The sequence below is a fragment of the Xanthobacter agilis genome, from assembly GCF_021730435.1.
GTDB lineage: Bacteria > Pseudomonadota > Alphaproteobacteria > Rhizobiales > Xanthobacteraceae > Xanthobacter > Xanthobacter agilis.
This window is the reverse complement of record NZ_JABWGX010000003.1, coordinates 195,382-208,349: the sequence shown is the minus strand read 5'-3', so window position 1 is coordinate 208,349 and position 12,968 is coordinate 195,382. Positions and strand designations below refer to the sequence as shown.

Below are 12,968 nucleotides of genomic sequence, written 5' to 3'. Positions count from 1 at the left end.
GGCAGGCCGTTTCACGACCCCGCAGCCGGAGCAGCCCACATTCTGAGAGAGAAGAAAAGCCGTGCGAACCGGCGGAGATCGGCATCCAGCGTCGGCGCCCGCGCGGGGCCAACGCGCGTGAACGCGACCTGCTCCACCCCAACGACCGCCCAGCTTCACACCCCCGCGTGATCCAGACTTGCGAGGCTAGCGGCAAGCCCCAGGGTCAGCAACCGGAATTGCCAAGCTTTGCCCCGCCCGCGAGAGGAACAACCGCAGGCGTTGCAGGCAAACGACACCCGCTGTGTCCCGGTCGATTCTGGAGGTATTCAGACACATGAAGACCTAAGGATTTCACGCCATGGCCACAACTTGAGGATATTGCATGTCGCTTTCTTCAATCGTGACCAACTGGGCAAGGTCCGGCCCCTTGGCGGGCGCCGCCATGGGGCAGGCCAATCCCGGCAACACCACCACGTCGAACATCTCGCGGATGCGATCCTCGAACCAGATCCATTCCTCGATCCGGCCGCTGGCCAGGTTGATGATGGCGAGGCCGCAGCGCGGGTCCACGCCGCGCCGGTCGAGCTCCTGCTGCAACGGCAGGCCCTCAAAGCTGAAGCTGCGGGGCAGGGACACGGTGACCAGCGCATATCCCCCGTGCAGCGACAGTCCGCGCAGGAAGCCGGGGCAGAAGGCGACGTCCTCGCGGGCGCCGGTGAGGGGGTCGAGGCGCACCAGATAGCCCCGCCCGGAATCAAGCAGGTAGACCCACTCCCCCTCGACGCGCGGCGAGTGCGGCATGGACAATCCCTCGGCGACCACCGCGCCGTCCGCGATGCGGATGAGCAGGCCGCCACCTCGGCGCCCGGCGCGCCAGCCATCCGGCGTATCGGCGCGACCGCAAACCGTCACATAGCGCGCCACGCCGCCCTCAAGGGCCAGACCGTTGAGGTGGCAGCGATCGTCGCCCGCCAGCCGGGAAATGAACTCCGGCGTGAAGATGGGACGAAAGCTGTGGGTGGTGCTCAAGGTGGCGAGGCACGAGAACCGGGTCGCGGCGAACACCATGCGTCCGCTCGCCTCCACCGCCAGTTCGTGCAAGTCCACGCCGCCGGTGACGAAGGTGGCGCGCGGCACGAACAGCGCATCGAAATGCGCATTCGCCCGTTCGCCGGGGCGCAGCACGTTCTCAAGGCGCCAAACCTGGATCGCCGAGCCGAGATAGAGCTGCCCCGGCGCATGCCACAGGCCCATGGCCCGCTCGAAATTGCGCTGGTAAAAGGAGATCTGGCCATTGGGAAAACGGCCGACCAGGAACACTTGGCCGGTTTGGTACGATGACAGCGCGAGCGCGACCCGGTGTCGTTCCAGCCACCCGGACAGGCCGGGCGAGCATCTGATGGCATCGGCGGCCGCCGGCGACGGCGCCTCGGCGCCCGGTTGGGATGTCATGCTGTCCGACGACGCGCCCACATGCCCCTCCCCGCCGGAAGACGCCGGCGCTCTCCGTTACAGCATCGCCGGGCGCGACCCGCAACGGCGTTGCGACCGAATGGCGGCGCGCTCAGCGCGCCGCCCACGCCATGAGGGCGGCGGTGTCGGGCTCGTCCTCGGCCAGGACCGCCGGCCAGGCGCCCTCGCGCACCAGCTTCACGAGCGTGGTGTGGGCCAGTTCCTCGATCGCCCGCACCGCGTTGGAAAGCGGCCGATCCGACGGGCGCACGAGATAAAGATTGCGGGACAGCACCGGGCGGCCCATCGGCCAGGTGCGCAGCACGCCGTTGGCCACCTCAGCCCGAAGCGCGGTGCGCGGCAGCACGGAATAGCCGAGCCCGCCCGCCACCAGCAGCTTGATCTGGCCATAGGTGTCGATATCGATCACCGTGCTGAGATGAACGCTCTCGGCCAGCGCCCGCTCCTCCACCAGTTCGCGCAGGCCGTGGCCGGTGCTGGGCAGGATCAGCGGCAGGTCGCCCATCGCCGCGAACGACACCGGGCCGTCGGGCAGGGGCGGCAGATCCGAGGAGGCCGCCGGCCCCAGCAGGCACAATTCCTCGGACAGCACCCGCCGGGCCTGGAGCGTGCGCTCCGACACCGAGCGATAGAGCACCCCGAGATCGATCTTGCCCTCGCGTAGCCAGTCGAGCACGAAGCCGCTCATGGCCTCGGCGACCCGCAGCTTGATCTTGGGGTAGCGCCGGCGCGCCTCGCTCAGCAGCGGCACGCACAGCATCTCGCTGACGGTGCCGGGCAGGCCGAAGCGCACCTCGCCCTCGGGCTCGCTCTGGCCGCGCCGCACCGCCTCCTGCGCCACCTCCACCTGGGTGAGGATGAGCCGCGCGTGGCGCACCAGGGTTTCCCCCGCCTCGGTGGGGCGCACGCCCTGGGGGCTGCGGAACAGCAATTCCACCCCCAGGTCCAGTTCCATGTTGCGCACATGCTGGCTCAATGCCGGCTGCGCGACGCACAGGCGATGGGCCGCCTTCGAGAACGAACCCACCTCCACAATGGTCACGAAATAGCGCAGCTGGCGCAGGTCCATGGCGTTTCCCCGTCTTTGGTTAGACGCGGAGCTTATAGGAGCGCACCGGCACGAGGCGAAAAATTATAATCCTGCGGGCCGGCAGAGCAGCACGGCGCGGTGGGGCTGGTCCAGCCGGATGCCGTCGCCGTCGCGCGTGCCCCATTGCGCCATGCGGGCTTCGACCGCGCCGCGCAGGCGCGCCGCCGCCGCCGCGCGGCCGGGATCCACGCCGACGATCTTCGCCAGAAAGGCGTCCACGTCCGGGAACCGGCGGACATCATCGAACGTGTGCTCCCGCACGATGGCGGCCCGCCCCTCGGACACATGGCGGGCGATGGCGGCCTGGGCGGCGGCGCGCAGGTCCGTCTCGTCCTCCACCGGCCGCATGGCCTCGAAGAAGGGGCCTTCCGCCAGCGGCTCGATGACCAGCACCGGCCCGGCGCTCACCCGCAGCACCGCGTCGAGGGCGGCGGCCATGAGCGGCAGCGGCACATGATGCAGGCTGTTGAGCAGCACCGCCCCATCGAAACTGCCCGCGGCAAACGGCAGCGCCTCGGCGCCGGTCTCCAGAAACTCCGCCTCCGGCACCCCTGCGCGCGCCTCGGCCACCGCCGCGCCCAAGGGATCCACGCCGCACACCCGCGCGCCGCGCGCCACCAGGTGCCGCGCCAGGGCCCCACGCCCGCAGCCCACATCCAGCAGCCGGCGCCCCTCGACCGGCGCCAGCCAGGCCTCGATCACCGCCAGCGGGCTGCCCGCCACCCGTGGCGCGCCCGCGCCCTTCTGCCCTGCCTGCTGCATCAAGGTCCTCCCGTCACCCGTTCACCTGCGGGGAAAACTCCCGGCGCAGGTCCTCGCTCTGTGCCCCAAGGGCCGGCACCGGCCCGAACTGCGGCACGGCGCGGTCGAACACCGCCCCCGGCGCCAGGCACCGCACCGGCCCGGTGGGGGTGTCCACCTCCACATAGCGGTTTTGCGGGTGGGCGGTGAGGTCTTCCATGGTGCTCACGCGGCCATAGGCGATGCGCGCCGCCTCCAGCCGCGCCACCATCTCCTCGCGCGGGTGGGCCGCGAAGGCCTCGCGCACCCGCTCTTCCAGCGCCGGGCGGTTCGCGACCCGCAGGCTGTTGCTGGTGAAGCGCGCGTCGGCGGCGAGCGCGGGCGCGCCCATCACCCCGGCACAGAAATTCACCCATTCCCGCTCGTTCTGGACCGAGAACAGCACCGACTTGCCATCGGCGCAGGTATAGGCCCCATAGGGCGCGATGGTGGGATGGCTGAGGCCGGCCCGCTCCGGAATCTTGCCGCCATAGGCGTATTGCAGGAACGGCACGTTCATCCAGTCCGCCAGCGCATGATAGAGCGACACCGAGATGTGCCGCCCCACCCCCGTCCGCGCCCGGCCGATGAGGGCCTGGAGCACCGCCTGATAGGCGGTCATGCCGGCCGCGATGTCGCACACCGACACCCCCACCCGCGACAGGCCCGCCCCGTTGCCGGTGATGGACGACAGGCCGCTTTCCGCCTGCACCAGGAGGTCATAGGCCTTCAGGTCGCGGTAGGGGCCCTCCTCCCCATAACCGGAAATGGAGCAGGTGATGAGGCGCGGATTCCGCGCCCGCAGATCGTCGGGCGGAAAGCCGAGGCGATCGATGACGCCCGGCGCCAGGTTCTGGATGAACACGTCCGCCCGCGCGATCATGGCGGCGAGCACCGCGGCATCGGCGGGCACCTTCAGATCGAGGCAGATGGATTGCTTGCCCCGGTTGAGCCAGACGAAATAGGCGCTCTCGCCATGCACCAAGGCATCGTAATTGCGGGCGAAATCGCCCTCCGGGCGCTCCACCTTGATGACGCGGGCGCCGGCATCGGCCAGCCGACCGGAAACATAGGGCGCCGCCACGGCCTGCTCGACCGAGACGACAAGAAGTCCTTCGAGATCACGAAGCATCGAAACACCGAGGAGCTGCCGTGTGACGGGGGGACGAGGCCCTGCACCATCGGCCCCGGTCTTTGACCGGAGCCAAGTGGATACGCTCACGCGCCGCACCGGCCGGAATGGCCGGACCGAAGGCCCCATTCCCGCGCAAGGTCGCCGTGGTCCGCGGGAAATACAAATATAACTGAAGCCTAGGTGGCATAGCGCAATGTTATGGCCCACCCGGATAACGCCGTTTGGGCGGCTATAGGCGCGGCATCTAAAGGCCAGCGCAAATCCCTATTTCGCTCTGCGCTGTATTTCCGGCATCTGTTCACGGGCTGCAATTTTTCCCATCCCGCAAGCGTTCAGGTCCCGCACGTGTTCGCCAGCGTTTCGAGCGCCTCACCGGAGGGTGTCAGACCATGACCGTTCCGCCTCACCCCACCCCGCTCCGGAGGGGACGGCTCGTCGCCCTGTTCGTCCCGGCGACGCGGCCCGAACGGTTCGCGAAGGCCGCCGCCGCCGGCGCGGACGCCGTCATCATCGACCTCGAGGACGCCGTGGCGCAGGCGGAAAAGGACGCGGCTCGCTCCGCCGTGGCCACCGCCGCCCTGCCGACAGGCGTGCCCCTGCTGCTGCGCATCAACGGGGTGGAAACGCCGTGGCACGCGGATGACATCGACCTCGCCCGCCGCCTGCCCCTCGCCGGCGTGATGCTGGCCAAGGCCGAGCACGCGGCAGACGTGGCGCGGGTCGCCGCGCGGCTCGGCGAAACGTCCCTCGTGCCCCTCATCGAAAGCGCGCGGGGCCTCGGCCAGGCGCGCGCCATCGCGGCGCTGCCGCAGGTGGCGCGGCTCGCCTTCGGCTCCATCGATTTCGCGGCCGACCTCGGCTGCGCCCACACCCGGCAGGCGTTGCTCGCGGCCCGCGCGGAACTGGTGCTCGCCGCCCGCCTCGCCGGCCGCGAGGGGCCCATGGACGGCGTGACCACCGCGCTGACCGACCCGGCCCTTGCACAAGACGATGCGGCGCATGCGGTGGAACTGGGCTTTGCCGGCAAGCTCGTGATCCACCCCGGCCAGATCGCGCCGGTGATGGCCGGGTTCGCCCCCTCGCCCGAGGAAATCGCCTGGGCGCGGCAGATCGTCGGAGCCCTCACCGCCGGCGGCGCGGTGGTGAGCGTGAACGGAACCATGGTGGATGCCCCGGTGCGCCTGCGCGCCGAGCGCATCCTCGCCCGCGCCTGAGCGCTCAGGGCCGACCGAAGCAGACCCGAGGATCAAGCCCCATGAAGACCATCGGCAGCGACCAGTTCCAGGATATCCGGGATGCGGTGCGCGCCCTGTGCGCGGACTTTCCGGCCGAATACCACCGCGCCATCGACGAGGCCCGCGCCTACCCGGAAGCCTTCGTGGACGCCCTCACCAAGGCCGGCTGGATGGCGGCGCTGATCCCGGAACAATATGGCGGATCGGGCCTCGGCCTCACGGAAGCCTCCGTCATCATGGAGGAGATCAACCGCGCGGGCGGCAATTCCGGTGCCTGCCACGGCCAGATGTACAATATGAACACGCTGGTGCGGCACGGCTCGGAAGAACAGCGGCGGAAATACCTGCCGAAGATCGCCGCCGGCGAATTGCGCCTCCAGTCCATGGGCGTCACCGAGCCCACCACCGGCACCGACACCACCAGGATCAAGACCACAGCGGTGAAGACCGGCGACCGCTATGTCATCAACGGGCAGAAGGTGTGGATCTCCCGGGTCCAACACTCGGACCTCATGTTTCTACTGGCCCGTACCACGCCCCTCGATCAGGTGAAGAAAAAGTCGGAAGGCCTTTCCATCTTCATCGTGGACATCCGGGACGCCATCAAAAGTGGCATGAGCGTGCGCCCCATCCTCAACATGGTGAACCACGAGACCAACGAGCTGTTTTTCGATAATCTGGAGATCCCGGCCGAAAATCTGATCGGCGAGGAAGGCCAGGGCTTCAAATACATCCTGACCGGGCTCAATGCCGAGCGGACCCTGATCGCGGCGGAATGCATCGGCGACGGCTATTGGTTCATCGACAAGGTCACCGCCTATGCGGGGGAGCGGGTGGTGTTCGGCCGGCCCATCGGCCAGAACCAGGGGGTGCAATTCCCCATCGCGGAGGCCTTCATCGAGGTGGAGGCGGCCAATCTCATGCGGTTTGAGGCGTGCCGGCTCTATGATGCGCACGAAGCCTGCGGCACCCAGGCCAACATGGCCAAATACCTCGCCGCAAAGGCTTCCTGGGAAGCGGCCAATGCCTGCATCCAGTTCCACGGTGGCTTCGGCTTCGCCTGCGAGTACGACGTGGAGCGCAAGTTTCGAGAAACCCGCCTCTATCAGGTGGCGCCCATCTCCACCAACCTCATCCTGAGCTTCGTGGCCGAGCATGTGCTCGGCCTGCCCAGATCGTTTTGACACTGTCGTTCCGCAGAGGCGCGCCCATGACCCCCCTCGACATCGACCACCTGCGCACCTGGATCGGCCGCGAGGAGACCGCCGAGGAAGCCGTCACCGCGGCTCTGGTACAGCGCTTCCGCGCCACCTTCGACGAGGAGCCGGGCACCCCGGTTGAGGGCGAAGCGACGCCGCGCTTCATCCACCTCTGCCTCGCCCCGCCCCTGGCCTTGACGCGGGCGCTCGGGCCCGATGGCCATCCGGCGCGGGGCGGCTTCCTGCCGCCGGTGCCGCTGCCCCGCCGCATGTGGGCGGGTGGCGCGCTGACCTTCACGGACGAACTGAGGGTGGGCGACACCATGCGCCGCACCTCGCGGGTGGAAAATCTCACGGTGAAGGAGGGGCGCACCGGCACCCTCTGCTTCGTCACCGTGCTGCACACCATCACCGCCGATGCGCGCGCCATCCTCACCGAGCGGCACGACATCGTCTATCGCGGCCTCGACGCGCCGGGCGGCGGCGCCCCCACCCCGCCGGCGGCGGCGCAGGGCCGGTTCCAAGATGCGGTTGATCCCTCGCCCGCGCTCCTGTTCCGCTATTCGGCCCTGACCTTCAACGGCCACCGCATCCATTACGACCAGCCCTATGTGACGCGGCAGGAGGGCTATCCCGGCCTTGTCGTCCATGGCCCGCTGCAGGCGACGCTGCTCTACCGCTTCGCCACGCGGATCCTTGGCCGGCCACCGGCCCGCTTCGCGTTCCGGGGCCTGTCGCCCGTGTTCGACACCGCCCCCCTTCTCCTCCATGCCGATGAGGCGGGTCCCGGCGCCCTCAAGCTCTGGACCGCGGCCCCCGGAGGACCGGAGGCGATGGTTGCGCAGGCGCATGGATAGAACCCACCGGCGAGGACCCGCGGCGCGGGCGCTCTGCTGCACTGCAAATATTGCTGCACCGCACGCGAAGCTATAACCCGATTCTATCTCCGCTAGGTCCATTCTCTATTGGCGTGCTTGGCCCGCTTCTGGATAATGCAGCATCGGAACGCACCAGAGGCTTCAAGAAGTGCGAAATGGGAAGGTGACGGCGCAGACTTCAGATCGGCCGCCCTTGCAAAAATATTGGGGAGGAAAGTGTGATGAACATCAAGCTCATCGGCGCAGCCGTGCTCGGCGCCGCCCTGCTTGCCGCGCCGGTCGCCATGGCACAGCAGACGGTCATCAAGTTCAGCCATGTCACGACGCCCGACACGCCCAAGGGCAAGGGCGCGGAGAAGTTCAAGGAGCTGGCCGAAAAGTATAGCAACGGCAAGGTCAAGGTCGAGATCTACCCCAACTCCCAGATCTACAAGGACAAGGAAGAGATGGAGGCGCTCCAGCTCGGCGCCGTCCAGATGCTGGCTCCCTCCCTCGCCAAGTTCGGCCCGCTCGGCGTGCGCGCCTTCGAGGTGTTCGACCTGCCCTATGTGTTCCCCGACAAGGCCGCCCTGCGCCGCGTCACCGACGGGCCGGTGGGCAAGGCGCTGCTCGCCAAGCTGGAGCCCAAGGGCATCAAGGGCCTCGCCTATTGGGACAACGGGTTCAAGATCATGACGGCCAACACGCCGATCGCGATGCCGAAGGACTTCCAGGGCCTCAAGATGCGCATCCAGTCCTCCAAGGTGCTGGAAGCGCAGTTCCGCGCCATCGGCGCCCTGCCGCAGGTGATGGCCTTCTCCGAGGTCTACCAGGCCATGCAGACCGGCGTCGTGGACGGCTCCGAGAACACGCCCTCGAACATCTATACCCAGAAGCACTACGAAGTGCAGAAATACGGCCTGGAGACCAACCACGGTTACATCGGCTATGCGGTCATCGTGAACAAGGCGTTCTGGGACGGTCTGCCCGCCGATACCCGCGCGCAGCTTGAAAAGGCGATGGCGGAAGCAACCGTCTATGCCAATTCCATCGCCCAGAGCGAAAATGACGAGGCGCTGGAGGCGATGAAAAAGTCCGGCAAGATCCAGCTCTCCAAGCCGACGCCGGAAGCAACCCTTGCATTCCGCAAGGCGATGGACCCGGTCTATTCGGAAATGTCTTCGCGCATCGGCCAGGACACCATCGACCAGGTGCTCAAGGCCACCTCGTCCGCCGGCCAATAACCTCCCGGCCGCGTGCGGCGCGCTCCGGTGTTCCGGGGCGCGCCCCTTTTTCGCCCCGCGGCCGGATGATGGCCGGCATCGGGATTGGGAGGCCCCATGGAAGACCCGTTCCACAAACTCTATGTGATGCTCGCCGTCGTCGCCGCCACGTTCGCGGCCTACCTCGGCTATCGCGTGCGCCGCGAGGGGCTCGGCAAGGCCCTGCGACACGCCCTCGACTATCTGGAAGAAACGCTGATCTCGGTGCTGATGGCGGCGGCGACGCTGCTCATCTTCGTGGCCGTGGCCCAGCGCTATGCGGCGGGCGTGCCGCTGCTGTTTCCCTATGTGCGCGGCATCAACCTGGGCTGGGCGCAGGAAGCGTGCATCATCATGTTCGTCTGGATGGCGAAGATCGGCGCCGCCTATGGCGTGCGCACCGGCATCCATGTGGGCGTCGACGTGCTGGTGAACGCCCTGTCCCCGTCCCGGCGCTACGTCCTCATTCTGTTCGGGCTGCTGTGCGGCGCGCTGTTCACGGCGGTGGTGGGCTCGTTCGGCCTCAAATTCGTGATCGCCCGCTATGGCTTCGGCGACACGACGCCGGAGATGGAGCTGCCGTCCTGGATCATCTACCTCGCCATTCCCCTCGGCTCCTATCTCATGTGCTTCCGCTTCCTGCAGGTGGCGTGGTCGTTCCTGCGCACCGGCACGCTGCCGGTCCATGACCACGGGCATGTGGACGGCCTTGAAGACCTGCCCGGCGCCGACAAATCCGACCTCTTCCCGCAGGATGCCCGCCGATGAGCGCCGCCATCATCTTCGGCCTGTTCCTGGCCCTCATGCTCACCGGCATGCCGATCTCCATCGCGCTCGGCATGACGGTGCTCACCTTCGTCTACACGCTGACGACGATCCCGGTCGACATCGTCGCTCAGAAGCTGTTCACCGGCATCGAGAAGTTCGAGATCATGGCGATCCCGTTCTTCATCCTCGCCGGCAACTTCCTCACCCATGGCGGCGTGGCGCGGCGGCTCATCAATTTCGCCACCAGCCTCGTCGGCCACTGGCACGGGGGCCTGGGGCTCGCGGGTGTCGTCGCCTGCGCCCTGTTCGCGGCGGTGTCCGGCTCCTCGCCGGCGACGGTGGTGGCGATCGGCTCCATTTTGCTGCCGGCGATGCAGAAGCAGGGCTTTCCGCAACGCTTCGGCGCCGGTGTCGTCACCACCTCGGGCGCGCTGGGCATCCTCATTCCGCCCTCCATCGTGATGGTGATGTATGCGGTCGCCACCACCGGGCTGCAGATGACCGGCCCGAACGGCGAGCGTGTCACCTCCGCCTCCATCGGCGACCTGTTCATCGCCGGCATCGTCCCAGGCCTGCTGCTGGCGCTGCTGCTGGGCGCCACCACCTGGTATCGCGCGTGGAAACACGACTACCCCCGCCTGCCGAAGGTGAGCCTTCGCGCGCGCTGGACCGCATTCCGCGAGTGTGCATGGGGGTTGGCGCTCATCGTCATCGTCATCGGCGGCATCTACACCGGCGCCTTCACGCCGACCGAGGCGGCGGCGGTGAGCGCGGTCTACGCCTTCATCATCGCGGTGTTCGTCTACAAGGACATGCGCCTTGCCGACGTGCCGAAGGTGCTGCTCTCCAGCGCCAACATGTCGGCGATGCTGCTCTACATCATCGCCAACGCCGCCCTGTTCTCCTTCCTGATGACCAATGAGAACATCCCGCAGGCGATGACCGAATGGATGGTGGGCCTCGGCCTCGGCGCCATCGGCTTCCTGCTGATGGTGAACATCCTGCTGCTGCTGGCCGGCAACGTGATGGAAGCCACCTCCATCGTGCTCATCATGGCGCCGATCCTGACCCCGGTGGCGGTGCGGCTCGGCATCAATCCCATCCACTTCGGCATCATGATCGTGGTGAACATGGAAGTGGGCATGTGCCATCCGCCGGTGGGCCTCAACCTCTATGTGGCCTCCGGCATCACCCGGCTCGGCATCAGCGAGCTGACGGTGGCGGTGATGCCCTGGCTGCTGGCGATGCTCGCCTTCCTCGCCCTCATCACCTATGTCCCGGCGGTGACCATGTTCGTGCCGCGCCTGCTCGGCATGTGAGGGGCCGGGACTTTCTCGGCCGCCGCGCACCCGCGGCGGCCGTTCCATTTCGAGGATGACGACATGACCGACGCGCCCGGCGTGGAGGGGCAGCCCGAACACGCGCATTTCAACCTCGCGGAACACTGCCTTGCCCGGCAGGCGCGCCAGTTCCCCGACCGGCGCGCCCTGGTGCTGATCGGTGAGGGCGGCGCCACCGAGATATGGACCTACGGCGCCCTCGACACGGCGGTGCGTCGCCTGGCGGCCGGGCTGAAGACCCTCGGCCTGCCGTCCCAGGCCCGAATCCTCATCCGCGCCGGCAACGATTCCAGTTTCGTCCTGGCCTATCTCGCCGTCATCGCCGCCGGCCATGTGGCGCAGCCCACCTCCGCCCAATTGACCACGGAGGAGGTGGTCGCCCTTTCCCTCGATTCGGAGGCTTCGGCCGTGGTCCTGGGCCGCGACTATCTCACCGAGCGCGCGGCCTTCCCCCATTGCGTCGTGCTCGATCCGGACGAAATGGCGCGCCTCGCCACCCATCCGCCGCTTGCCGCATACGCCCCGACCGCGCCGGACGACCCCGCCTATCTGGTGCATACCTCGGGCACCACCAGCCGCCCGAAGGGCGTGGTGCATGCCCAACGCGCCATCCTGGGGCGCCGGCCCATGCACAGGGACTGGCTTGGTCTCGGCGAAGGCGACGTGCTGCTGCACGCCGGCGCGGTGAACTGGACCTATACGCTGGGCGTCGGGCTGCTCGATCCCTGGGCCTGCGGCGCCACCTCGATCATCTACAACGGGCCGCGCGATCCGGCGGTGTGGCCCCGCCTGATCGAAGGGTGGCGGGCCACCATCTTCGCCGCCGTGCCCACCGTGTTCCGGCAGATCCTGAAAAACTGCGACATCGCCGCGTTCGACCTCACCAGCCTGCGCCACGGGGTGGCGGCCGGCGAGGCCCTGGCCCCGCAACTGCTCGCCGACTGGCACGCCGCCGCCGGCACCTGGATCTACGAATCCCTCGGCATGAGCGAGATCTCCACCTTCATTTCCAGCCGGCCGGGGGAACCCATCCGCCCTGGATCACCCGGCCGCCCGCAGACCGGGCGACGGGTCGCGGTGCTGCCCATCGACGGCGGCATCGATCCGCTGCCGGCGGGAGAGATCGGCCTGCTCGCCGTGCACCGCTCCGACCCCGGCCTGATGCTCGGCTATTGGAACCGGCCCGAGGAAGAGGCCGCCGTGTTCCGGGGCGAGTGGTTCGTGGGCGGCGACCTCGCCGCATTCGACGCCGACGGCTGGCTGTGGTTCCACGGCCGCAACGACGACCTCATGAACGCCCTCGGCTATCGGGTCTCCCCCATGGAGGTGGAGAAGGTGCTCGCCCACTGCCCAGGCGTGGCCGAGGCGGCGGTGGCGGAAACGCGGGTGCGGGAGGATGTCAGCATCATCACCGCCTTCGTGGTGCCACAGCCCGGCGCCGCGCCCGGCGAACAGGCGGTCCTCGCCTATTGCGGCGCCCATCTCGCCACCTACAAATGCCCGCGCAAGGTGGTGCTGGTCGCGCAGCTGGAGCGCACGCCCAACGGCAAGGTAAGCCGCAAGGCCACCGCGCGACGTTTCGCGCCGCCCCACGCCTGACGCACCGGCGCCCCACGCGGGCCGTTCCACCCCCCTTGGCCGCGGCCCGCCCCACACCCCTGCACCATCCCCCGAGCGCGCCGACGGCCCCGAAGCCGACGGCCACGGAAGCCCGCCCTGTTGCCGTGACGTCGCAGGGGCGCGAAAAGCCACCTTCCACGTTGTCGCAGCCACATTTTTATCACACGTTTTCATATATTTAAGTAACTTCTCCACCGCCTTGACACGCAATTTTGACACAACTATGG

The 12,968-nt window shown here is 68.1% G+C and carries 11 protein-coding genes; 7 read left to right on the top strand and 4 right to left on the bottom strand.

The window, feature by feature from the left end:
- Nucleotides 1–333: 333 nt before the first annotated feature.
- The 4 genes from HUW53_RS03305 to HUW53_RS03290 all read right to left on the bottom strand — a co-directional run bounded on the left by HUW53_RS03305 (nucleotide 334) and on the right by HUW53_RS03290 (nucleotide 4,457).
- Nucleotides 334–1,434 (bottom strand): TIGR03032 family protein, encoded by a 1,101-nt coding sequence (locus HUW53_RS03305; protein WP_237344311.1) that lies wholly within the window; start codon nucleotides 1,432–1,434, stop codon nucleotides 334–336.
- A gap of 112 nt (nucleotides 1,435–1,546) precedes the next feature.
- Nucleotides 1,547–2,524, bottom strand: a complete 978-nt coding sequence (locus tag HUW53_RS03300; RefSeq protein WP_237344310.1) for a LysR family transcriptional regulator — start codon at nucleotides 2,522–2,524, stop codon at nucleotides 1,547–1,549.
- A gap of 63 nt (nucleotides 2,525–2,587) precedes the next feature.
- Nucleotides 2,588–3,307, bottom strand: a complete 720-nt coding sequence (locus HUW53_RS03295; RefSeq protein ID WP_237344309.1) for a class I SAM-dependent methyltransferase — start codon at nucleotides 3,305–3,307, stop codon at nucleotides 2,588–2,590.
- A 13-nt stretch (nucleotides 3,308–3,320) separates the two neighbouring features.
- Entirely contained in the window at nucleotides 3,321–4,457 is a 1,137-nt protein-coding gene (locus HUW53_RS03290) for a CaiB/BaiF CoA transferase family protein (RefSeq protein ID WP_237344308.1), read from the bottom strand.
- A gap of 392 nt (nucleotides 4,458–4,849) precedes the next feature.
- On the opposite strand from HUW53_RS03290, the gene HUW53_RS03285 reads away from it, so the two are divergent.
- The 7 genes from HUW53_RS03285 (at nucleotide 4,850) to HUW53_RS03255 (ending at nucleotide 12,720) form a co-directional block, all read left to right on the top strand.
- Entirely contained in the window at nucleotides 4,850–5,674 is an 825-nt protein-coding gene (locus HUW53_RS03285; protein ID WP_237344307.1) for an HpcH/HpaI aldolase/citrate lyase family protein, read from the top strand.
- A gap of 41 nt (nucleotides 5,675–5,715) precedes the next feature.
- Nucleotides 5,716–6,879 carry an acyl-CoA dehydrogenase family protein gene (locus tag HUW53_RS03280; protein WP_237344306.1) on the top strand — a complete coding sequence of 388 codons (1,164 nt, stop codon included), beginning with the start codon at nucleotides 5,716–5,718 and terminating at the stop codon, nucleotides 6,877–6,879.
- Nucleotides 6,880–6,905: 26 nt separating this feature from the next.
- Complete coding sequence (locus tag HUW53_RS03275; RefSeq protein ID WP_237344305.1) at nucleotides 6,906–7,751, top strand: HTD2 family dehydratase; 846 nt, start codon at nucleotides 6,906–6,908, stop codon at nucleotides 7,749–7,751.
- Nucleotides 7,752–7,993: 242 nt separating this feature from the next.
- Complete coding sequence (locus tag HUW53_RS03270) at nucleotides 7,994–8,995, top strand: TRAP transporter substrate-binding protein (protein ID WP_237344304.1); 1,002 nt, start codon at nucleotides 7,994–7,996, stop codon at nucleotides 8,993–8,995.
- 249 nt (nucleotides 8,996–9,244) lie between these two features.
- Nucleotides 9,245–9,781, top strand: a complete 537-nt coding sequence (locus tag HUW53_RS03265; RefSeq protein WP_237344345.1) for a TRAP transporter small permease — start codon at nucleotides 9,245–9,247, stop codon at nucleotides 9,779–9,781.
- Nucleotides 9,778–11,100, top strand: a complete 1,323-nt coding sequence (locus tag HUW53_RS03260; protein WP_237344303.1) for a TRAP transporter large permease — start codon at nucleotides 9,778–9,780, stop codon at nucleotides 11,098–11,100. The genes HUW53_RS03265 and HUW53_RS03260 overlap by 4 nt, the downstream gene beginning before the upstream one ends.
- 63 nt (nucleotides 11,101–11,163) lie before the next feature.
- Complete coding sequence (locus HUW53_RS03255; RefSeq protein WP_237344302.1) at nucleotides 11,164–12,720, top strand: acetate--CoA ligase; 1,557 nt, start codon at nucleotides 11,164–11,166, stop codon at nucleotides 12,718–12,720.
- Nucleotides 12,721–12,968: the final 248 nt, after the last annotated feature.